Origin of the sequence: Amycolatopsis echigonensis (assembly GCF_002846615.1) — a bacterium.
Lineage (GTDB): Bacteria > Actinomycetota > Actinomycetes > Mycobacteriales > Pseudonocardiaceae > Amycolatopsis > Amycolatopsis echigonensis.
In genome coordinates, this window is the sequence record NZ_PJMY01000003.1 from 5,211,843 (window position 1) to 5,232,569 (window position 20,727).

Genomic DNA, 20,727 nt, shown 5'->3' on the forward strand with positions numbered 1-20,727 from the left:
GTGTCACAAACCGGCGCGCTGTCCGGTCCTGACTGGCGACGCTCGCGGCGGCCGCCGCGGCGGGAACGGAGGGAACGAGCATGAAGATCGTCGTCATCGGCGGCACCGGGCGGATCGGTGCGCAGGTCGTCCGGTTGCTCGCGGGACACGAGGTCGTGGCGGCCTCGCCGAGCACCGGCGTGAACGCGGTGACCGGCGAAGGGCTGTCCGGCGTGCTGCGGGGGGCCGACGTGCTGGTGGACGTGTCGAATTCGCCGTCGTTCGCGGACGACGACGTCCGGGAATTCTTCCAGCGCTCGACCGGGAATCTGGTGCGGATCGCGCGCGAAGCCGGAGTCGGGCATTTCGTCGCGCTGTCCGTCGTGGGCGCGGACGAGCTGCCGGATTCGGGTTACCTGCGGGCAAAGGTCGCGCAGGAGAAACTGATTCGGGAAAGCGGGCTGGCTTATACGATCGTGCGCGCGACGCAGTTCTTCGAATTCGCCGACGCGATCGCGGACTCCTCGACGGTCGACGGCGTGGTGCGGCTTTCCGACGGCGGCACGCAGCCGATCGCGGCGGAGGACGTCGCGGTGGTGGTAGCGCAGGCCGCGGGCGAACCGCCGGTCGGCGGGATCGTCGAGATCGGCGGTCCGGACGTGCTGCCGATGGACGAGTGGATCCGGCGGGTGCTGACCGCGCGGAAGGATCCGCGCGAGGTGGTGACCGACCCGGAGGCGACGTACTTCGGGGCGGTGCTGGGCAAGGACAGCCTGGTGCCGGCGGAAGACGCGTGGCGGGGAAAGGTCGGGCTGGCGGAGTGGCTGAGCCGGTGACGCTCGTGCGCGGCGATGCGGGTGGGACCCGGAACCGCCGCGCACGAGTCACGAGAGCTGGCCGTCGTAGTCCGGCAGTTTGAAGCCCTTTTCGTAGTCCCCGCCCTCGAGGTCGGTGGACCGGTTGCCGATATTCGCCGTGATCGTGTAGCCCTGCCGGGTCAGGTCGGCGCGGCAGCGTTGTTTGCCTTGCGCGGTGCCTTCGCCGGACTTGCGGGTGCAGATCGCGTCGATCGGGTAACCCGCGTTGCTCAGCTGCGTGCGCGCTGAGGAGGAACTGGTCCGCGCCGTCACGAACAGGACGGACATCTGGTGCTGGCCCGCCCATTGGGCGACCGCGAGCACCGGCCGGTTCGGCGCGCCGGGGTGGTATTCGGTTTCGAGCGAGGTGTTGTCGATGTCCAGCACGATCGCCAGCCTCGATCCGCCCTTCGCGACCCGGTCGGTCAGCCACGGGATGGCCGGGTCGACGGCTGCGCGCACGTCGGCCTGCCATTGATCGTAGCTGGGCAACTCGGACGTCGCGGCCGAGGCGGTGGCCGGGGCGGCGATCAGCCCGGCGACGGCGAGAATCGCGGCACAGGCGCTTTTGACGTTCATCGGCGCGTTTTTCTCCTTAGCGTGGCGGAAACTGCCGTCGGTCACGCTAATCGCGCCAGGACTTCTGGTGCACCGTCGTTCGTCGGGTGATCGCTCGTACCGGGAAAGGAATTCGCTGACCGTTCACCGGACACTATCGCCGGGTTTTCCGGGGTGCTGGCTGCCGACAACCAGCACCCCGATCCGTGGTTATCCGGCGATAGCGTCCAATTCGGCCAGCGCGTCCGCGGGCAGTTCCAGGTCGCCCGCAGCCACGTTCTCCCGCAGGTGCGCGACCGACGACGTGCCGGGAATCAGCAGGATGTTCGGCGACTGATGCAGCAGCCAGGCCAGCGCGACCGCCTTCGGGCTGACGCCGAGCCGGGCGGCGACCTCGTCGAGGGTGGACGACTGCAGCGGGCTGAACCCGCCGAGCGGCCAGAACGGGACGTAGGAAATGCCCTGCGCGGCAAGGGATTCGATGAGCTTCTCGTCCCCGCGGTGCGCGACGTTGTACCAGTTCTGCACGGTGACCACCGGCGCGATCGACTGCGCCTCGGCCACCTGCTCGGCGTCGACCACGCTCACGCCGAGTTCCTTGATCTTGCCTTCCTGGCGCATTTCGGCGAGCGCGCCGAACGGTTCGGCCAGCGAACCCGGCACCGGCGAGTGCCCGTCCGGTCCGCCGCCGACGCGCAGGTTCACCACGTCGAGCGCCTCGACGCCGAGGTTCCGCAGGTTCGACTCCACCTGTTCGCGCAGCTGCTCCGGCGAACGCTCGTGGATCCAGCCGCCCTGGTCGTCGCGCACCGCGCCGACCTTGGTGACGATCTGCAGCCCGTCGTAGGGCGCGAGCGCTTCGCGGAGCAGTTCGTTCGTCACGTACGGCCCGTAGAAGTCAGCGGTGTCGATGTGGTTCACGCCCAGTTCGACGGCCGTGCGCAGGACCGCGATCGCCTCGTCACGGTCCTTCGGCGGTCCGAAGACGCCGGGTCCGGCCAGCTGCATCGCGCCGTATCCCAGGCGGGCGACGGTGCGCCCGCCCAACGTGAACGTCCCGCCGGGGAGGTTGTCGGTCAATGTTCCGCCCTTCTTTTCTCACCGCGCCGGTTCCGTCGCGGCTGCTGTCCATGGTGCTGCCGGCGGCGCGGCGCGGCCAGTACCCCTCGGTCCTGGGAGTGTCAGGGCCAGGCTGGCAGGGCGGTTTGGTATACCATTGACATGGCTTCTCTCACTGTGACCGGCGTGCGCCCCTGGGGCGGCGACCCGGCCGACCTCGTCCTTGACGGCGACCGCATCTCCGACGTCCGGCCCGCGGGTTCCGCTCCGGTCGAGGGCGAGCGGATCGACGGCGCGGGGCTGCTCGCCCTGCCCGGGTTCGTCAACGCGCACGCGCACGTCGACAAGAGCTGGTGGGGCAAGCCGTGGGTCTCCTACGGCGGCGTCGCGAGCACCGAGGGCCGGATCGCGCACGAGCGGGCGGAGCGGGAGGCGCTGGGGATCCCGAGCGTCGAGCTCGCCGAGACGGTGCTGCGCGAATTCCTGCGGCACGGCACCACCGCGGCGCGCAGCCACGTGGACGTCGACCTTGGCCTGGGGCTGCGCGGCATCGAAATCGTGCGGCAGGCCGCGGAACGGCTGGGCGGCGCGGTGGAGGTCGAGATCGTGGCCTTCCCGCAGGACGGGGTGCTGCGGCGGCCCGGGGTGCTCGCGCTGCTCGACGAGGCCGCGGCGGCGGGCGCGAGCCGGATCGGCGGCCTCGACCCAGCGGGCATCGACCGCGACCCGGTCGGCCAGCTCGACCGGCTGTTCGAGATCGCCGAGCGACGCGGCGTCGGCCTCGATATCCACCTGCACGACGGCGGTGAGCTGGGCGCGTTCCAGTACGAGCTGATCGCCGACCGGACCGTGCGGGCCGGGCTGCAGGGCAAGGTCACCGTGTCGCACGGCTTCGCGCTGGGCGAGGTTCCCCCAGCGCGACAGGCGGCGCTGCTCGACCGGATCGCCGAAGCGGGCATCTCGCTGGCGACCGTGGCACCCGTGCGGAAGGCCCCGCTGCCGTGGACCGAGTTGTCCGCGCGCGAGGTCCCGGTCGGCCTCGGCACCGACGGGATCCGCGACCTGTGGTCCCCGTATGGCGACGGCGACATTCTGCGGATCGCGTTCGATTTCGCCCGCCTGCACGGACTGCGGACGGACGAGGAGCTGACGGCGGCGGTGGAGCTGGCGACGCGGCGGGCGGGGTCGTTCGTGGGTCGGGTTCGGCATGATCTGGTGCCGGGTTGCCGGGCGGATGTGGTGTTGGTGGCGGCGGAGAATGTGCCGGACGCGTTGCTGCGGGCGCCGGTGCGTGCGTTGGTGATCGCGGGCGGCCGGGTGGTGGCGCGGGACGGGAAGGTGCTCGTCTGACGGTTCGTCCGGCGCTCCAGACCGCCGCGGGTTTTTCCGTGCCCAGAGACGAACTTTTCGCCTCCGCACGGCGATATCTTGCCGGGATGGACAAGCTCGACGCTCTCCGCAGGCGGCTGGAGCAGGAACTTCCCGCGCTGCTGGAACACCACCGGGTCCCCGCCGCCGTGCTCGCGGTGGCGGTCGGCGAGGAGACGGCCACCGCGGCCGCCGGGGTGCTGAATCTCGGCACTGGGGTCACCGCCACCACCGATTCGGTATTCCAAATCGGCTCGATCACCAAGGTGTGGACCGCCACCCTCGTCCTGCAGCTCGTGGACGAGGGCCTGGTCGATCTCGACGCCCCTGTCCAGCGGTACCTCCCCGAGCTCAAACTGGGCGACGCGGCCGTCACCGTGCGCCAGTTGCTCAGCCACACCGCCGGGTTCGAGGGCGACCTCTTCACCGACACCGGGCCCGGCGACGACGCGGTCGAGAAGTTCGTCGCGACGCTCGACGGCGTTGCCCAGCTTTTCCCTCCCGGCGAGTTGTTCTCCTACAACAATGCTGGGTACGTCGTTCTCGGCCGGCTGGTGGAAGTGTTGCGCGGCAAGCATTACGAGGACTGCCTCCGCGAATACCTCGGCACCCCGCTGAAACTCCAGCAGTTCTCGCCGAACGCCCTCGACGCGATCCGCTTCCGCGCCGCGCTCGGGCACCTCGAACCCGAACCCGGTGCCGACCTCGTGCCCGCGCCGTTCTGGTCGATGCTGCGGTCCAACGGTCCGGCCGGGTCGTCGCTCGCGATGTCCGCGGCGGATTTGGTCGCCTTCGCCCGCATGCACCTCGCGGGCGGGGCCGGAGTGCTGAGCGCGGAAAGCGCCGCGGCCATGGTGGAGCGGCAGGTCAGCCTCCCGCCGCTCGGCATCATGGGGGACGCCTGGGGCCTCGGCTGGGAGCTGTTCGACACTCCGGCCGGCCAGGTCTACGGCCACGACGGCAACACCATCGGCCAGGCCGCGTTTCTGCGGCTGGTGCCCGAAAGCGACCTCGTGGTGGCATTGCTGACCAACGGCGGTGACGCGATGGGCCTGTACGCCGACCTCATTCCCGCGCTGCTCAAGGAATTCGGCGGCGTCGAGGTGTCGCTTCCGCCTCGTCCGCCGGAAGAGCCGGAGCCGTTCGCCGCGGACCGTTATCTCGGCACTTACGCCAGCGCGGTCGCCGATCTCGTGGTCTCCCAAGACGACGACGGGCGGGTCTGGCTGGAGCAACGTCCTAAAGGGACGGCCGCGGAGCTGAGCTCCGCCAGCAAGTCCGAACTGGTCCTTCTCGAAGGTGACACGCTGATCCTTCGCGAGGCTCAGGGCGGAATCCACCTGCCCCTGGTCTTCCTCGGCGACGACGGCACCGGCCGCGCACGATACGTCCATTCGGGGAGGGCGACCCGTCGCGCCGGGTGACCGGACGGCTTTGTCCCGAACCGCACGGTCCGGGCGGGCGCGGCGACCTGGCGCTGCTCCGAGCGGGCTGACCCGTGGACCGACGGATCGTCAACGTCGAGCCGAGGTGCAGGTTGGCCCGCTGACCGAGGCTCGGCAGTCCACACCGGACTGCCGAGCCTGGCACGCGTTCAGTAACCGTAGTGCAGCCAAACAGCTTTCGTCTCGGTGTACGCGTCCAGCGCCCACGGTCCCATCTCGCGGCCCCAGCCCGACGCCTTGTACCCGCCCCACGGAGCGGCCATGTCCGGAATCGGCGGCATGTTCACGAACACCGCACCCGCGCGGATCCCGTCCGCATAACGTTGCGCGGTACGGATGTCGCGAGTCCACACGGTCGCGGCGAGGCCGTACTGCGTGTCGTTCGCACGCGCGACCAGCTCGTCTGGGTCGTCGTACGGAGTCACCGCCAGCACCGGGCCGAAGATCTCCTCGCGCATGATCGTCATGGTGTCCGTGACGCTCGCGAACAGCGTCGGCTCGTAGAAATAGCCGTCGCGGTCGACTTCCGAGCCCCCGGTGATCAGGTCCGCGCCTTCGGAGCGACCGGTCGCGACGAGGTTCGCCACGTGGTTGCGATGCTTGTCCGACACGAGCGGCCCGACCTGGGTCGTCTCGTCCAGGCCGGGGCCGACCTGGAGCCCGGCGAGTCCGGCGGCCATTTTCTCCACGAACTCCTGCTCGCGTTTGCGGTCGACGTAGAACCGCGTATACGCCGCGCAGACCTGACCGGTGTTCAGCGTCGCGCCGGCGAGGTTGCCCGCGACGGCGGCGTCCAGATCGGCGTCGGCGGCGATGATGCTCGGGGCCTTGCCGCCGAGTTCGAGGGTCAGCCGCTTGAGGTTGGACTCCGCGCTCGCCGCGGTGATCAGCTTCCCGACCGCGGTGGAGCCGGTGTACGACACGTGGTCGACGTCGTGGTGCGAGCTCAGCATCGCGCCCACCGGACCGTCGCCGGTCACCAGGTTGACCACGCCTGCTGGGATACCAGCCTGCTCGGCCAGCTGTACCAGCCGGATGCTGGTCAGCGGCGTGACCTCGCTCGGCTTGATCACGACGGTGTTGCCGGTGGCGAGCGCGGGCGCGAGTTTCCACACGAGGATCATCAGCGGGAAGTTCCACGGCGTGATCAGCGCGTTCACGCCCACCGGCTCGCGGCGCGTGTAGTGCAGGGTGTCCGGGAACGAAACCGGGTTCGTGGTGCCCTGGATTTTCGTGACCCAGCCAGCGAAATACCGCAGGTGCTCGGCCGCGCCGGTGACGCTCACCTGCCGGGAGATGCCGATCGGCTGGCCCTGGTCGCGGGTTTCCAGCGCGGCGAGTTCCTCGTGATGTTCGTCGACGAGATCGGCGAGGCGGAACAGCAGTTTCGCCCGCTGCACCGGCGCGAGCCCGGCCCACTCCGGCGAGGTCAGCGCGCGGCGCGCGGCGGCGACCGCGGCGTCGACGTCCGCCTGCGTTGCTGTCCCGACGTCTTCGAGAACCGTGCCGGTGGCCGGATCGCGGGTCGGGATGGGCTCCCCGCCGGCCTCGGTCCACTGACCGTCGATGAACAGGCGTGTCGGCAGTGTCGTCGGCATGGCGCTCCCTAGTCCCAAGCTTCTGGTCGGTTCCGAGTATCGGCGCGCGGCGGGCGGGCGGTCTTGTCCGCGAGGGCACGCCCGTTGTCGGCCAGTGAAGACAATTCCGGTCGCTGCCGGGGGACCGGTCAGGATAGGACATGGACGTGATCGTGGTAGGCGCGGGTTCGGCGGGCTCGGTGGTGTGCCGGCGGCTGGTCGACGCGGGCGCGAAGGTGACACTGCTGGAAGCGGGCGGACCGGACACGAACGCGGCGATCCACGACCCGTCGCGCGCGGCGGAACTGTGGCACGCCGCCGAGGACTGGGACTATTACACGGTGCCGCAGCCGCACGCCGGAAACCGCAGGCTGCATCTGCCACGCGGAAAGGTGCTCGGCGGCTCGCATTCGCTGAACGCGATGATCTGGGTCCGCGGCGCGGCGGCGGACTACGACGGCTGGGACCTGCCTGGCTGGACCTGGAACGACGTGCGCCCGGTGTACGAGCGGATCGAGCGCGACCTGCTCGACCTGGAGCGGCACGATCCGCTGCAGCCGATCCAGCAGTCCATTGTGGACGCGGCGCAGGAAATCGGCCTGCCGTTCAACGACAATTACAACAGCGGCACCCTCGACGGCATCTCCGTGCAGCAAGTCACCATGGCCGGCGGACGGCGACGCAACACCTGGCTCTGCTACGCCGAACCGGTCGCCGATCAGATGACCGTGCACACTGGCGCGCTGGTGCATCGCGTGCTGTTCGAGGGTGACCGCTGCGTCGGGGTCCTAGCGGAGATCGACGGTGAGCTTCAGCCACTGTTCGCCGATCAAGTCGTGCTCGCCGCCGGTGCGCTGGCGGCCCCGGCAATCCTGCTGCGCAGCGGGATCGGCCCGGCCGACGACGTCACCGCGCTGGGCCTGGACGTCGTCGCGGACCTGCCGGGCGTCGGCGAGAACCTCCATGACCACCTGCTGTCACCGGTCGTGTTCGCCACCGACCGGCGCGAGGTCGCGCCACCGCAGACCGGGCATTCGGTCACGCAAACACATCTGTTCTGGCGCAGCCGTCCAGGCTTGGCGGTGCCGGACACCCAGCCGATCCACTTCAGCGTGCCGATGTACGAGCCGTGGATGACCGGGCCGCCGACCGGGTTCTCGCTGATGGCGGGCATGATCACGCCGCAGAGCCGGGGAACGCTGCGGTTGCGCAGCGCGGATCCGAACGAGATGCCGCTGATCGATCTGGCCGCGCTCGCGCATCCGGCGGACTTCGAAAGCCTGGTCGCGTCGGTGGAGCAGTGCCGGTCGATCGGCCGCGCCCCGGCCTTGGCCGACGAGTGGGGTGCGCGGGAGCTGTACCCGGGACCGGCGGAGGTCCGGGAGTACGTCCGGCGCACCGCGATCACCTATCACCACCAGGTGGGCACGTGCCGGATGGGAACGGACGAGCTGGCAGTGACGGATCCGACGCTGGCGGTGCGCGGGGTGTCCGGTCTGCGGGTCGCGGACGCTTCGGTGCTGCCGCGGGTGATCAGCGGGAACACGAACGCGCCCGCGGTGCTGATGGGGGAGCGAGCGGCGGAGTTCCTGCTGGCGTAGTGGCGTCGTGCGTGGCGCTCGCGGTTTTGTGTGCGGTTGCCACGCACGAGGTCACGCCGAGGGAGGGTTGTTGTGGGGCGCGGTTCTGGAGGGGTGTCGTCGCCGGGCCGCTTAGCCGCCGCGGTGCCACGGCGGGCTGCGCCATCGCGGATTCGTGATCCTTGCGCAAGCCAGGGTGGCGCGATGCCTGGGTGGCGCAATGCGCCCGGGCGGCGCGATGCCTGGGTGGCGCAAGCCGCGCGGGCGGCGCAATGTCCCGGGGGTCGGAATCTCGCCCCGAGAGTGCCGCGATGCCCCGGGCGGCCCAATGTCCTGGGAGGCGCAATGTCCTGGGGGCGGAGTGCCCCTCGAGCGGCGCACTGCCCCGGACGACCCCTTTTCCTGCGTGGCGTGATGCCCCGGGCGGTCCAATGCCGCCGCGGAGCAAATCCCCGGCGCCGCAAACCCCCGGAGACACCGACCCGCGGCGGCGCAAACCCCCGGCGGCGCCAAACCCCCGCCCTCCTCTGGGGGACGGCCCTTGCCCAGTCTATCCGCCCCCACCGACAATCCCGGCCCCTTCAGCCGGCTTGTCCACAGCAAGCGCGACTTGGGGAAAGTCCCGCACGCGCCGCAGGGGTCGTGCGTGGTTATCCCGCTGAGAACCGGAATTTCCACGCACGAGTCCTCTGAGAATCGGGATTGCCATGCACGAGTCCTCTGAGAATCGGGATTGCCATGCACGAGTCCGCTGAGAATCGGGATTGCCATGCACGAGTCCTCTGAGAATCGGGATTGCCATGCACGAGTCCTCTGAGAATCGGGATTGCCATGCACGAGTCCGCTGAGAACCGGCATCACCACGCACGAGCCCTCAATCCCGCGCGAACACCCGCTTGCCGCCGAACCACGTCTCTCGCACCTTGATCCCGGCCAGCTCGTTCGCCGCGGTCTGGAACGGATCTTGGTCCAGCACCACGAAATCCGCCGATTTGCCCGGCGTCAGCGACCCCGTCACGTCGTCCAGTCCGCAGGCCCGGGCGGAGTTCAGCGTGAACACCCGGATCGCCTCGGCCAGCGTGATCGCCTGTTCCGGCCACAGGCTCCCGCGGTGCTTGCCGTGCGGGTCCTGCCGGGTGATCAGGCCCTCGATGCCTTCCCAGGCGTTCGGGGATTCGCTCACCGGCCAGTCCGAACCCCCGGCGACGAGCGCGCCGGTGTCCAGCAGCGTCCGGTTCGGCTGCATCCGCGACGCGCGTTCGGGGGGAATCACCTGGGCGATCGCTTCCGGGATCACGCCGGGCACCCACAGGAAGGGCGAGATGTCCGCCGACACGTCGAGTGCCGCGAACCTTTCCAGGTCATCCGGGTGGATGAACTGACCGTGTGCCACTTGGATTTTCGTCGTGTGGTCACCGCGTGCGCGTAGGGCGCTGGCAGCGTCCAAAGTGGCCCGGACGGCCGCGTCGCCCGCGCAGTGGATCTTCGCCGAAAGCCCGGCCGAGACCGCGACGTCCAGCCAGGCCGCGAGTTCCTCCGGCGGCATCGTGGTGTCCCCGCAGAAGCACTCGTGGTCCAGATACGGCTCGAGGAACGCCGCGGTGTGCGCGGGCGGGGTGCCGTCGAGGAAGATCTTCACGAAGTCCGGGCGGTGGTGCTCGCTGCGATACTCCGCCGCGCGGTCGAGCAGCGGTTTGCCGATCGGGTCCGCCCCGAAAATCGGGTCGTTCACCAGCATCGACGACACGACCCACGCGGCCAGTTCGCCCGCGTCGTCCAGCGTCTTCAGGGCGGCGAGGATGTCCAGCGTGGCGGCGGCGTCCTGGAACGCCGTAATGCCGTACGAGTGCAGAATTTTGATCGCCCGCCGCGAAGCTTCGGCGTGCTGCTCGGCGGTGAGCGTGCGGGTGTCCCGCATCGCCCGCTCCACCGCCAAGCCCGCGGCCTCGATGAGCAAGCCGGTCGGCGCGCCGCTGTCCGGGTCGCGGTGGATCGTCCCGCCGACCGGGTCCGAAGTGGACTCGGTGATCCCGGCCAGTTCCAGCGCCCGGCTGCTCGCCCACCGGTTGTGCCTGCTGTCCTCGATCAGCACCACCGGACGGCCGCCTGCCGCCTCGTCCAGCGCCCGGCGCACCGAATCGTGGCCGAGTTCAGGGGCCAAAGTGGACGGCCAAGCCCCGCCCACCACCCATTCGTCCGGACCGAGCCCTGCCGACCATTCCCTTACCGCGGCGAGGATTTCGTCGAGACCCGCGCCGCTTTCCAGCCGCAGATCGAACAATTCCCGCCCGGCAAGTGCGTGGTGGCTGTGCACGTCCACGAAACCCGGCAGCACGAACGCGCCGCCGAGGTCGAGAACTTCGGTGTCCGGACCGGCCTCGGCGGTCGTCACCCGGCCGTTCTCGACCGCGAGCGAGGCCGCCCACGGCCGATCTTCGTCCACTGTGTACACAGTGGCATTGGTGAGAAGCAGTTCAGGTGCCACGGGTCACTGTCCAGCGGGGTCGTAGTCCGGCGAATAAACGGTGTTGCTGAGCAGCCGGCCGTACGCGCCGAAGGTGAAGTGTGTCGGCGTCGTGCCGTCCTCGCCCAGTCCGAACAGCGAGCCGTGCGACCGCAGTTCGCGCACGTTCCGGTGGTCGGCCACGGTCACCGACGCGCACGGGATGACCTTCTCCCGCCAAGCGAACACATAGATTCCGGGCCGGATTTGGTAGACGGAGTTCTCGTCGGTGTCGGCGAGCCCGCGCTCCGGACCGGAGAGGCATTGCCAGGTGTACCAGTGCGGGGTGAGGTAAACGTGCTCGTACGCGTGCTCTTCGCTGTAGACCCACTGCACGCGGCGGCCGATCAGCGCCGTGCTGGGCGCGATCTCCTCGCCATGTGCTTCGCGGCCCTGGATGGCCGCGGGACGGAACCGTTGCGTCACGCGGGGCAGTCCGTCGCCGATCGTGCTCGTGATGACCAGCGCACGGCCCTGGCGCACGTCCAGCAGCAGGCTGAACGCGGTTTCCGCGCCGGGGTGGAACTGCACGTAGAACAGTCCGGCGTCGACGAGGAACGTCTCGGCGGCGGTCTCGCCGGTGGTGCCGTCCTCGTCCCACGACGCGCGACCGTGCGCGAAGCTGATCGAGAACGTGCCGCCGTCGGCACAGTCCACAGTGAACGACTGGTCGTCGAGATCGTCCACAGTGGTCGCTTTGTTTGCGTCGAAGCCGGGAGCGAGACCGTCGAGCGGGAGCCAGGTGGAGGTGTCGGACAGATTCGTCGCGGGCATAGAGCCTTCCTCAGTGTTCGCAGTGGCCGTGGGCGGCGGAGGGCAGGTCGAGTGCCGGGTTCCGGTCGCAGAACCCATAGGGGCGCACCATGAATCCGGAGTAGTCGACCGGCATGACCGGCCAGTCCTCCGGACGCGGGATGTGTGTCGGGCCGAAGACATGCCACAGCACGACGTCGGTGTCGCTGATCGAACGATCGGCCGCGGTCCACGCGGGCAGGCCGGCTCCGCCCGGGTGCGCGTTGGGGCGGTCGCCCGCCGGGAAGCGTTCGCCGGGCGCGTACGGCGTGACCCACAGGTGGTTCGTGGCGAACGTCGCGCGCTGGTAGACCGACGATTCCGGTTGCGCCATCAGGGTTGCCGACGGACGCGGCACGAGCTGGTAGGCGGTCGGCGCGCCGAGCCGGTTGGTGTGCTCGGTGCTGCGGACTTCCCAGACCCGCGCGGTCGCCGGGTTCGCGTGCCGTTTCGCTTCCTGTTCGGTGCGCAGTTCCGTGGCCTTCCAGGTGAAGGCGTTGCCATACGGGTTTTCGTCGCCGACCGGAATGCCGACAGCGTCCACTTCGTACACCGAGTTGCGCTGGCCGTCGACCGCGAAGTCGAGCCGGGCGCAGAACAGGTGCTGGTGCACCGGTGCGAACAGGCCGGGCGCGATTTCGGACGCGTGCGGCTGCGTCGACCCGGGCTCGCCCGCGCCGGAGAAGACGATGCCGGTCGCCTTGGCCTCGCATTCGATGGTGCCGTCGAGGTAGAGGTACCAGAAGAAACCGTAGTCGTAATTGCCGATAGTGGAGATCGACGAGATCACCAGCCGGCGCGATCGGCGGACCTCGGCTTTTCCGTCGAGATCGGTGTGCTTCCAGAGGATTCCGTAGTCCTCCTCGTGCATGCAGATCGCGTTCGGCACGCGCACCGGCCGGCCGTGGTCGTCGGCGAGGAAGGCGTCGAAGTAGTGGATCACGCCGAGGCAGTCGCAGCCCAGGCGCAGGCTGTTGCCGTTCTTGCCGAGCAGGTATTCGCCGGCGTCGAAGTAGCTGATCCAGAACCGGCCGATTGAAGTATCACCGTAAGGAACAACCATCTCAGGCACGGAGGCGCGATACAGCACCGAGCGGTCCTGGAAGGTCAGCTGGTGCAGGGTCAGGCCCTCGCGCGCGTTGAAGCCGACGCGCAGCTGCCAGCCCTCCCACGTCACCAGCGAGCCGTCGACCTGGAAGCTCGGGCCTTCCGGCTGGGTGATCTCGATCGGCTTGAGGGTGGTCCGCGCGGGGTGGTGGCCGTAGCGGCCGGAGTCCTCCGGGACCGGGGTGTCGCCCTCGTCCTCGACGCGGAGGACGCGCTGTTCAGTGAGGTCGAGGTGCGCGACCAGCCCCTCGACCGGATGCGCCCAGGGGCTGTCGGTGCTGTCCTCGCGCAGGAACGTGAGCGAGCGGATCACCCGGCCGGTCTCGTCCTCGCGGCCGAAGTAGCCGGGGGCAAGCGGGGCGCAGAACGCGTGCTCGATGCGGTCGCCGAGACCGCGGCGCCGCATGGCGGCCTGCCATTCCGGGGAGGCCTTGGTGATGGCCTCGGCGAGGTCGTACTCCTCGAAGAGATACGGCGGCTGACCCTCGCCGCACTTCTCGTGGCTGACCAGTTCCCCGGTGGCTATCGAGACGACCGCGTCGGCCGATTCGCCGGTCGCGGTGTCCAGCAGGGTGAACTGGATCCGGCGGTCGGTCCGGGCCCCGGCCAGTACGGCGGCCTTGTCCGGCTCGACCGGGAGGACCTGCGGAAACCGGGTCGTCTCGGTGATCAGGCCCTGTGTCTCCAGCACTGCCCGGCCGGCGGCGAGCTCGTCGGCGGTCAGCGGGTCAAGGGGGTGCGGGTGTGCGTTGCTCATGGTGTCCCTTCGCGCTCCTCGCCGCAGTGTTGGCGGAGGCCCGGGGGAAGCGGTAGCCGGGCGCCGGGGGTCGTGCGGTCGCTGACAACAAGGATGCACTCGTTGCCAACCCCCGGAGGGTCCGTTGCTGCAGGATTGCGGAATGCGACTCGACCTCTCCGGCAAAGCCGTGCTGATCACCGGGGCCGCGTCCGGGATCGGGCTGGCCTGCGCGCGGGCGTTCCTGGAGGAGGGCGCGCGGGTCGGAGTCCTCGACCGGGTCCGGCCGCCCTCGTTGCCGGGCGACGTCGTCGCGGCGCGGGCGGACATCACCGACGAAGGCCAGGTCGCCGCGGCGGTGCGGCTCGTGGCGGAGTCGTTCGGCGGGATTGACACGGTAGTCGGCTGCGCTGGGATATCAGGGCCGGTCGGGCGGCCGCTCGCGGAGACCGGTGCCGAGGACTTCACCGCGGTCCTAGCGGTGAACGTGCTGGGCCAGTTCCTGGTCGCGAAGCACGCTCGGCCCTGGCTGGGAGACGGGAGTTCGATCGTCTTCCTGGCCAGCGATTCGGCTTTCGTGGGCGCGCCGGGAATGGTGCCCTACTGCGCTTCGAAGGGCGCGGTGGTGTCGTTGACACGCGCCCTTTCGGTCGAGTTCGGCGGCGTACGGGTCAATTGCGTGTGCCCGTCGGTGGTGGACACGCCGATGGCGCGAGGGGATTTGGGGAATCTGCTGGACGAACCGGGATTTCCGGTGCAAACGGCCGACGACGTCGCCCAGCAGGTGCTGTATCTGGCTTCCGCGCGGTCGCGGACGGTGAACGGACAGGCCTTGCTCGCCGATTTCGGCGTCTCCGCTCGGTCTGGGTTTCCTGCTTGAAAGGGAAGGAATGACGATGGCGGACAAGCGGGTCGTGGCGATTACCGGCGGGGGAACGGGCATTGGAGCCGCGGTCGCTCGGCGGTATGCCGGCGAAGGCGCGCAAGTCGTGGTCCTGGGACGGCGGCGGGAACCGTTGGAGAAGGTCGCGGCGGAGACCGGCGCGCACGTGATCGCTTGCGACGCCAGCGTTCGGCAGGACGCGGAGGCGGCGATCGCGGAGGTGCTCGAGAAGTACGGGCGGCTGGACGTGATCGTGGCCAACGCCGGCGGGCACGGGCTGTCTTCGGTGGTGGACACCGGGGACGAGGAGTGGGAGATCGCGCTCCGGTCCAATTTGTCCAGTGCGTTCGTGTTTTGCCGAGCAGCGTTGCCTTCCCTGGTGGAAAGCGGCGGACAGGTCGTCATTGTTTCTTCGCTGGCGGGATTGTTCGCCGGGCCCAATGTCGCGGGATACACGGTGGCCAAGCACGCGTTGATCGGGCTGAGTCGGTCTATTGCCCGGGATTACGGGCCGCGCGGAGTCCGGGCCAACGCGGTGTGTCCGGGCTGGGTGCGCACGCCGATGGCGGACGGGGAAATGGAGCAATTCGCCGAGGCGGCCGGGTTTGACGGCGGGCATGACGAGGGGTATCGGCGGGTGACCGCGGAGGTGCCGCTGCGGCGGCCTGCGGAGCCGGAGGAAATCGCGTCCATTGTGCGGTTTCTCGGATCTTCGGAGTCTTCGTACATCACCGGGGCGGTGCTGGTCGCGGACGGCGGGGCGCACGCGGTTGATCTGCCTACACTGGCCTTTGAGCGGGCGGGAATGTAGCTCCGCACTGGCCGGATGACATTCGAGGGGGACTGGGCGCGAGACCACCACCTTCCACACCGTCGAACAGGTGCTTGGTGACGATCGTGCCCGACGTCAGCCACGTGCGTTCGCGGTGCGCCCTGAGCTGGGCGACGGTGGCCGCCGGTTACGCGGAAAACTCCGACGGATCCGGTCTCGCGGTCAAGCGCAGTACCAACGGGTACCTCGGCATCGCGGGGACGACACCTCCCGCCGCAGCGGACTCGTCCGAAGGAGACTCGCTTCCCGGCCGGATCGACCGCCTCGCCGTCGAATCAGCTTGATTCGGCGAGGGTCCGGAGCCATTTGGTCAGCAGCTGGGTTTCCGCGGCGCCCAGGATGTCCGGGTTCGCCGCGGCGTACTCCAGCACGCGGTGGATCTCGGCGTGCCGGTTGCCGGTGGCAGCGGTGCCGGTGATCGCGGCGATCGCGCCTTCCCGGACCGCCACGGACAGCGCGCGGTCCTCCTCGGCGAGGATGATCTGGCGCAGCGTGACCCCGATGTTGGCCACGAGGATGTGCGCGGCCGCCTGGTCCGGAGGGACTGTCAGGCGGCCCTGGTCGGCGGCGGCCTGTGTCAGGGCGCGCAGCATCGCGCTGGGCCGTTCTTGCGCCTCGGGCGCGTGGCCGGGGTGGACCTGGCCGTACATCAGCGTGTAGAAGCCGGGGTTCGCGATCCCGAAGGCGACGTGGGCGTCCCATCCGTCGCGCAGGTCCTGGATCGGGTCGCCGGACGGCTCGTGCGCGCCTTTTTCCGCCAGGTACAGGTCGAAGCCGCGTTCGACGACCGCGTCCAGCAGGCCCTGTTTGCTGCCGAAGAAGTGGTACAGCGTCGGCATTTTCACCCCGGCCTGTGCGCAGATCGCGCGCAGCGAGATGTCCTCGCCCGGCGTCGCGGCGACCTGCTCGGCGGCGGCGTCCAGGAGCCGGGTCCGTGTATCCGCGTTCGCAATCTGTGTCACACCGCTATGGTAGTCGCTGTTGCACTGATACAGTGGTGCATATCAGCGATAAAGAGACGGAGGGGTCCTCATGACCGACCACACGCTCAAGGGCAAGAACGTCCTCGTCGCCGCCGGGGCGAAGAACCTGGGCGGGCTCATCAGCAGGCAGGCCGCCGAGGCCGGTGCGAACGTCGCGATCCACTACAACTCCGAGCAGACCCGTCCGCAGGCGGAGGAGACGCTCGCCGCGGTCGAGGCCGCGGGCGGCAAGGGCGTCGTCCTGACCGGCGACCTGACCGTTCCTGCGAACGTCGAGAAGCTGTTCGCGGACGCGGAAGCGGCGCTCGGGAAGATCGACGTCGCGGTCAACACGGTGGGCAAGGTGCTGCGCAAGCCGATCGTCGAGACCACCGAGGACGAGTACGACTCGATGTTCGACATCAACTCGAAGGCCGCGTACTTCTTCATCAAGGAAGCGGGCAAGAACGTCGCCGACGGCGGCAAGATCATCACGATCGTGACCAGCCTGCTCGCGGCGTTCACCGACGGGTACTCGACCTACGCGGGCGGCAAGAGCCCGGTCGAGCACTTCACCCGGGCCGCGGCCAAGGAATTCGCCTCGCGCGGGATCTCGGTCACCGCCGTCGGACCCGGTCCGATGGACACGCCGTTCTTCTACGGCCAGGAAACCCCGGAGCGGGTCGAGTTCCACAAATCGCAGGCGATGGGCGGGCAGCTGACCAAGATCGAGGACATCGCCCCGATCGTGTCCTTCCTCGCGACGTCCGGCTGGTGGATCACCGGGCAGACTATCTTCGCCAACGGCGGTTACACCACCCGCTGAGATTCGCCGCGACAGCAAGGGAAGCGCAATGTCCGAAGTGGAAATTCCGGAACCGGTGGCGTCGTTCGTCGACGCGGTGAACCGGCACGACGACGCCGCGTTCCTGGACGCGTTCACCGAGAACGGCGTCGTGGACGACTGGGGCCGGTCGTTCTCCGGGCGCGAAAAGATCAAGGAATGGAGCGACGTCGAGTTCATCGGCTCGCGCGGTGTCCTGACCCCGGAGGAGATCACGGTCTCCGGCGACACCGTCACCGTCGTCGGGGACTGGCGCAGCAATCACGCCAACGGCCGGTCGAAGTTCGTCTTCGAGGTCGACGGCGACCGGCTCGCCAAGATGACCATCCGGGAAGGCTGACCGGCCGGGGTGTGGGCGTTCCACCGCGGAACGCCCACGCCCCGGGTCAGGTGGTGCCCAAGTACGCCTGATGCAAGGTGTCCGGGTTGTCCAGCAAAGGCTGGGATTCTCCCGCGTAGGTGACCTTGCCGGAGGAGACGACCAGGGCTTCCTGCGCGACTTTCAGTGCCAGGTGGGTGAACTGTTCCACCAGGAGGATCGCCGCGCCCGCGTCGGCGAACTCGGTTACCGCCGGGAGAAGCCTGGTGAAGACGGCGGGTGCCAGTCCCAGGGACATCTCGTCGATCAGGAGGAACTGGGGCTTCGCGGCGAAAGCCCGGCCCAGGACCACCATTTGCTGCTCGCCGCCGGACAGCAGCGCGGCAGGCGAGTCCTTGCGTTTCTCCAGTTCTGGGAAGAGCGCAAGGACTTCTTCCACGCCCGCCGGAGTTTTGGCGGTCAGCCGGAGATTCTCCAGGACAGTCAGGCTGGCGAAGACCGCCCGTCCCTGTTCCACGTGAGCCAAACCCAGTCTCGCTCGGGCCACCCGAGAGTGTTTCGTGACGTCGACCTGTCCAATATGGATACGACCGGACGCCGCTGGGAGCACCCCGGACAAGGCTTCCAGCAGGCTGGTTTTGCCCGCACCATTGGGGCCGACCAACGCGGTGATCTTGCCCTGTTCCAGAGTCAGGTCGACGTCGGCGATGACCGGGCCCGCACCGCGCGTGACGGTCAGGTTTTCGATTCGCAGCGTGCTCACAGCATCTCCGTTTCGCCCAGGTAGGCCTTCAGAACCGCCGGATCCGCCAGCACTTCCGCCTGCGGGCCGCTGGCCAGCACCTCGCCGAAGTCGAGTACGGTCAGGGTGTCGCAGACCGACCGGACCAGGTCCAGATCGTGTTCGATGATCAGCAACGAGACGCCGAACCTGGCCGGAACCTGGCGCAGGCGTTCGCCGAACGCGATGTGCTCCTCGTGCGGGAGCCCCGCCGCCGGTTCGTCCAGGAGCAGCACCTGGGGCTTCGCCATGAGGTGGCCGACGACTTCGATCAGGCGGCGCGCGCCCACGTCGACCCGGTCCAGCGGGGTCGCCGCCGGCGGGCAGCCGAAGAACTCCAGCGCGGCGGCGACTTCGGCGGCGGGCGGTCGTCGGCGGGCTGCGAAACGCACGTACGCCTCGATGGTGAGGCCCGCCGGGACCCGGTCTTGCTGGAACGTCCGGCGCAGGCCGGAACGGGCTCGTTGCGTCGGGTTGCCGGTGAGCGCACGGCCGGCCAGTTCGACGGTTCCTTCGGCCTGGGGCAGGAAGCCGCTGATCGCGTCGACCAAAGTGGACTTTCCCGCGCCGTTCGGGCCGATGACGCCCAGGACTCCGCCCTTGGGGACAGCCAAGTCCACTCCGGACAGTGCCTTGACCTGACCGAAGGTGACGCTCAGGCCGCGGACGACCAGCACCGGTTCGCCCGGCGGCAGACGGGGAGGTTCTTCGTCCAGCGCGGTGATCTGGACTCCGGCACTGGCCCTCGAGCGGCGACGCCACAGTTCGCGGATCGCGGTCCCCAGGTTGCCGCGTCCGGCCAGGGCTTGGATGCCCAGCAGGCCGAAGATCACGTAACCCCAGTCTTGCGGGACTCCCCATCGCTTCAACAGCTCCGGTACCGCGACCCACAGGACAGCGCCGAAGATTGCCATATCAATCAGGTGTGCGCCGGACATGATCGCCAGGACGTACAACGCCAGCGACTGCAGCGGTGCGAAGCTGGTCGGGAAGGCGAACCCGACCTGCGCGGTCAGCAGACCGCCGCTGATGCCGCCCAGAGTGGCGCTGACCGCGAAGGCGGAGAGCTTCGCGGTACGGACGCTGGCTCCGGCCGCAGCGGTGCCGCGTTCGGAGAACGCCACCGCGGCCCAGCTGCTGCCCCACGGACCGCGGCGCAGGAAGTGCACGAGCAAGGCGCAGACGATCAGGACGACGACGCAGAGCAGGAAGTACGCGTTGTCGTCGGCGACCAAGGACGGGCGGTCCACCGAAACGCCGTCGGTGGTGCCGGGGAACTGGATTTCCACCAGGGTGACGTCGGCGGCCGCGGCCAGTCCGAGCGTCACCACCGCCAGGTTGATTCCGCGCAGCCGCAGCGCGGGGAGTCCAATGAGGACACCGACCACGCCCGCCGCGAGACCGCCCAGCAACAGCCAGAACAGGAAGCCTCCAGGGGCGTGCGCGACGTTCAGGGCCGAGACGACCCACGCGCCGATCGCGCCGAAGGTCAGCTGGCACAAGGAGATCATCCCTGCACTGCCGGTCACGACGCCTAGGCCGAGCAAGGCGATGGCGGCTACTACGACGCTCACGCCGAGGTAGGCGAAGTAGCCGTTGAGGCCGACGGTCAGGCCGATACCGACCAGCACCGCGACGACCGCGACGACCAGTGGGGTTCCGAAGCGGGACACCGCGCCCCGGTCAGCGAGCTGCATCCCACACCTCCTTGCGCTGAGACCACACGAGCAGGCCGACGATGGCCAGGAACGGGACGAAATTCCGCACTACCGAAAGCTGGTCGACCTGCGCGAGCGCACCCTGCAGCATGCCGAGCACCAGCCCGCCGAGGACGGCGAGGTCCAGCCGGCGGAACCCGCCGAGCAGGGCCGCCGCGGCCGCGGGCACGACCAGCATGGCCAGCGAGGTGGCGTCGTTCGATTGAGACGGGGCGACGATCACGATGATGATCGTGCTGAGCAGGCCGGTGGCGCCCCAGACGGCGGCACTGAGCCGTTTCGCCGGGATGCCCAGCAGTTCGGCGGTCGTCGGGCGTTCCGACAACGCACGCAGTGAGATGCCAACTGGTGTCTTTGTCAGGATCAGCCGCGCGGCGAAGGCGATCACCACCGCCAGCGCGACGGTCACCACTGTCACCTGGCTGATCACCACACCGCCGAGGGTGAAGGCCGGACCGGCCAGCAACGCCTGGAACGGCTGCGGTTTGTTGCCGAACAGGATGAACGACAACGAGATCAACAGCAGCAGCACCGCGACGGTGACGGCCGAGCGGGTTCCGGTGCCCGCTTCGGCCAGCCAGGTCGAGACGACCCAGCCGATCAGCACACTCAGCAATCCGCCCAGCAGCACGCCGAGGACCACTGCCAGCCACTCGGGCAGTCCGCCGCGGACGGACAGCGCCACCCCGACGTAACTGCCGAACATGCCGGTGGCCGCCTGGGCGAAGTTGACGACCCGGACCAGCCGGGACATCAACGTCAGGCACACCGCCAGCACCGCGTAAAGCCCGCCGGCAGCCAGCCCGGCCAGCGCTCCCTGCACCATT

Annotated in this window: 19 protein-coding genes; 9 read left to right on the top strand and 10 right to left on the bottom strand. The window is 69.2% G+C overall.

The window, feature by feature from the left end; genetic code table 11:
* Nucleotides 1–80: 80 nt before the first annotated feature.
* Nucleotides 81–815 (top strand): SDR family oxidoreductase, encoded by a 735-nt coding sequence (locus ATK30_RS29815; RefSeq protein WP_101438313.1) that lies wholly within the window; start codon nt 81–83, stop codon nt 813–815.
* Between the two features lie 48 nt (nt 816–863).
* Here ATK30_RS29815 and ATK30_RS29820 read toward each other — a convergent pair whose 3' ends face one another.
* Complete coding sequence (locus ATK30_RS29820) at nt 864–1,415, bottom strand: HAD family acid phosphatase (protein ID WP_208637453.1); 552 nt, start codon at nt 1,413–1,415, stop codon at nt 864–866.
* A 189-nt stretch (nt 1,416–1,604) separates the two neighbouring features.
* A complete protein-coding gene (locus ATK30_RS29825; RefSeq protein WP_101438314.1) occupies nt 1,605–2,474 on the bottom strand; it encodes an oxidoreductase in 870 nt (289 codons plus the stop codon).
* 141 nt (nt 2,475–2,615) lie between these two features.
* Here ATK30_RS29825 and ATK30_RS29830 point away from each other — a divergent pair, with 141 nt between their 5' ends.
* Nucleotides 2,616–3,803, top strand: coding sequence for an amidohydrolase (locus ATK30_RS29830; protein ID WP_101438315.1), 1,188 nt, complete (start codon nt 2,616–2,618; stop codon nt 3,801–3,803).
* A gap of 86 nt (nt 3,804–3,889) precedes the next feature.
* Nucleotides 3,890–5,245, top strand: coding sequence for a serine hydrolase domain-containing protein (locus ATK30_RS29835; RefSeq protein WP_101438316.1), 1,356 nt, complete (start codon nt 3,890–3,892; stop codon nt 5,243–5,245).
* A gap of 170 nt (nt 5,246–5,415) precedes the next feature.
* On the opposite strand, the gene ATK30_RS29840 is transcribed toward ATK30_RS29835, so the two are convergent.
* Entirely contained in the window at nt 5,416–6,852 is a 1,437-nt protein-coding gene (locus ATK30_RS29840) for an aldehyde dehydrogenase family protein (protein WP_101441143.1), read from the bottom strand.
* Between the two features lie 152 nt (nt 6,853–7,004).
* Between ATK30_RS29840 and ATK30_RS29845 the strand changes: the two genes are divergently transcribed.
* Nucleotides 7,005–8,444 (top strand): GMC family oxidoreductase, encoded by a 1,440-nt coding sequence (locus ATK30_RS29845; RefSeq protein ID WP_101438317.1) that lies wholly within the window; start codon nt 7,005–7,007, stop codon nt 8,442–8,444.
* A gap of 853 nt (nt 8,445–9,297) precedes the next feature.
* Here the strand turns inward: ATK30_RS29845 and ATK30_RS29850 are convergent.
* From ATK30_RS29850 to ATK30_RS29860, 3 genes are read right to left on the bottom strand one after another with little or no spacing between them, the layout of a single operon-like run.
* Nucleotides 9,298–10,908: an amidohydrolase gene (locus tag ATK30_RS29850; RefSeq protein ID WP_101438318.1), complete on the bottom strand. Its 1,611-nt coding sequence runs from the start codon at nt 10,906–10,908 to the stop codon at nt 9,298–9,300.
* 3 nt (nt 10,909–10,911) lie between these two features.
* Nucleotides 10,912–11,700 carry a MoaF C-terminal domain-containing protein gene (locus ATK30_RS29855; protein ID WP_101438319.1) on the bottom strand — a complete coding sequence of 263 codons (789 nt, stop codon included), beginning with the start codon at nt 11,698–11,700 and terminating at the stop codon, nt 10,912–10,914.
* A gap of 10 nt (nt 11,701–11,710) precedes the next feature.
* Nucleotides 11,711–13,582 carry a primary-amine oxidase gene (locus ATK30_RS29860; RefSeq protein WP_101438320.1) on the bottom strand — a complete coding sequence of 624 codons (1,872 nt, stop codon included), beginning with the start codon at nt 13,580–13,582 and terminating at the stop codon, nt 11,711–11,713.
* A gap of 142 nt (nt 13,583–13,724) precedes the next feature.
* Between ATK30_RS29860 and ATK30_RS29865 the strand changes: the two genes are divergently transcribed.
* The 3 genes from ATK30_RS29865 (at nt 13,725) to ATK30_RS29875 (ending at nt 15,560) form a co-directional block, all read left to right on the top strand.
* Nucleotides 13,725–14,441, top strand: a complete 717-nt coding sequence (locus tag ATK30_RS29865) for an SDR family NAD(P)-dependent oxidoreductase (RefSeq protein WP_101438321.1) — start codon at nt 13,725–13,727, stop codon at nt 14,439–14,441.
* Between the two features lie 16 nt (nt 14,442–14,457).
* A complete protein-coding gene (locus ATK30_RS29870; RefSeq protein ID WP_101438322.1) occupies nt 14,458–15,255 on the top strand; it encodes an SDR family NAD(P)-dependent oxidoreductase in 798 nt (265 codons plus the stop codon).
* 77 nt (nt 15,256–15,332) lie between these two features.
* Nucleotides 15,333–15,560, top strand: a complete 228-nt coding sequence (locus tag ATK30_RS29875; protein ID WP_101438323.1) for a hypothetical protein — start codon at nt 15,333–15,335, stop codon at nt 15,558–15,560.
* Here ATK30_RS29875 and ATK30_RS29880 read toward each other — a convergent pair.
* Complete coding sequence (locus ATK30_RS29880; RefSeq protein WP_208637454.1) at nt 15,552–16,238, bottom strand: TetR/AcrR family transcriptional regulator; 687 nt, start codon at nt 16,236–16,238, stop codon at nt 15,552–15,554. The genes ATK30_RS29875 and ATK30_RS29880 overlap by 9 nt on opposite strands.
* Before the next feature lie 70 nt (nt 16,239–16,308).
* Between ATK30_RS29880 and ATK30_RS29885 the strand changes: the two genes are divergently transcribed.
* Together ATK30_RS29885 and ATK30_RS29890 are read left to right on the top strand one after the other, a co-directional pair.
* Nucleotides 16,309–17,064, top strand: coding sequence for an SDR family oxidoreductase (locus ATK30_RS29885; protein ID WP_101438325.1), 756 nt, complete (start codon nt 16,309–16,311; stop codon nt 17,062–17,064).
* A 28-nt stretch (nt 17,065–17,092) separates the two neighbouring features.
* Entirely contained in the window at nt 17,093–17,422 is a 330-nt protein-coding gene (locus ATK30_RS29890; RefSeq protein WP_101438326.1) for a nuclear transport factor 2 family protein, read from the top strand.
* A gap of 46 nt (nt 17,423–17,468) precedes the next feature.
* Here ATK30_RS29890 and ATK30_RS29895 read toward each other — a convergent pair whose 3' ends face one another.
* The 3 genes from ATK30_RS29895 to ATK30_RS29905 are packed head-to-tail and all read right to left on the bottom strand — an operon-like array spanning nt 17,469 to nt 20,726.
* Entirely contained in the window at nt 17,469–18,164 is a 696-nt protein-coding gene (locus ATK30_RS29895) for an ABC transporter ATP-binding protein (RefSeq protein WP_101438327.1), read from the bottom strand.
* Nucleotides 18,161–19,879: a branched-chain amino acid ABC transporter ATP-binding protein/permease gene (locus tag ATK30_RS29900; protein WP_101438328.1), complete on the bottom strand. Its 1,719-nt coding sequence runs from the start codon at nt 19,877–19,879 to the stop codon at nt 18,161–18,163. The genes ATK30_RS29895 and ATK30_RS29900 overlap by 4 nt, the downstream gene beginning before the upstream one ends.
* Nucleotides 19,866–20,726: a branched-chain amino acid ABC transporter permease gene (locus ATK30_RS29905; RefSeq protein WP_101438329.1), complete on the bottom strand. Its 861-nt coding sequence runs from the start codon at nt 20,724–20,726 to the stop codon at nt 19,866–19,868. Before ATK30_RS29905 ends, ATK30_RS29900 begins: the two co-directional genes overlap by 14 nt.
* Between the last annotated feature and the right edge of the window lies 1 nt (nt 20,727).

Coding starts and splice junctions, on each gene's coding strand:
- ATK30_RS29815 (WP_101438313.1), top strand. CDS start 81: ATGAAGATCGTCGTCATCGGCGGCACCGGGCGGATCGGTGCGCAGGTC.
- ATK30_RS29820 (WP_208637453.1), bottom strand. CDS start 1,415: ATGAACGTCAAAAGCGCCTGTGCCGCGATTCTCGCCGTCGCCGGGCTG.
- ATK30_RS29830 (WP_101438315.1), top strand. CDS start 2,616: ATGGCTTCTCTCACTGTGACCGGCGTGCGCCCCTGGGGCGGCGACCCG.
- ATK30_RS29835 (WP_101438316.1), top strand. CDS start 3,890: ATGGACAAGCTCGACGCTCTCCGCAGGCGGCTGGAGCAGGAACTTCCC.
- ATK30_RS29845 (WP_101438317.1), top strand. CDS start 7,005: ATGGACGTGATCGTGGTAGGCGCGGGTTCGGCGGGCTCGGTGGTGTGC.
- ATK30_RS29855 (WP_101438319.1), bottom strand. CDS start 11,700: ATGCCCGCGACGAATCTGTCCGACACCTCCACCTGGCTCCCGCTCGAC.
- ATK30_RS29860 (WP_101438320.1), bottom strand. CDS start 13,582: ATGAGCAACGCACACCCGCACCCCCTTGACCCGCTGACCGCCGACGAG.
- ATK30_RS29865 (WP_101438321.1), top strand. CDS start 13,725: ATGCGACTCGACCTCTCCGGCAAAGCCGTGCTGATCACCGGGGCCGCG.
- ATK30_RS29870 (WP_101438322.1), top strand. CDS start 14,458: ATGGCGGACAAGCGGGTCGTGGCGATTACCGGCGGGGGAACGGGCATT.
- ATK30_RS29885 (WP_101438325.1), top strand. CDS start 16,309: ATGACCGACCACACGCTCAAGGGCAAGAACGTCCTCGTCGCCGCCGGG.
- ATK30_RS29890 (WP_101438326.1), top strand. CDS start 17,093: ATGTCCGAAGTGGAAATTCCGGAACCGGTGGCGTCGTTCGTCGACGCG.
- ATK30_RS29900 (WP_101438328.1), bottom strand. CDS start 19,879: ATGCAGCTCGCTGACCGGGGCGCGGTGTCCCGCTTCGGAACCCCACTG.
- ATK30_RS29905 (WP_101438329.1), bottom strand. CDS start 20,726: ATGGTGCAGGGAGCGCTGGCCGGGCTGGCTGCCGGCGGGCTTTACGCG.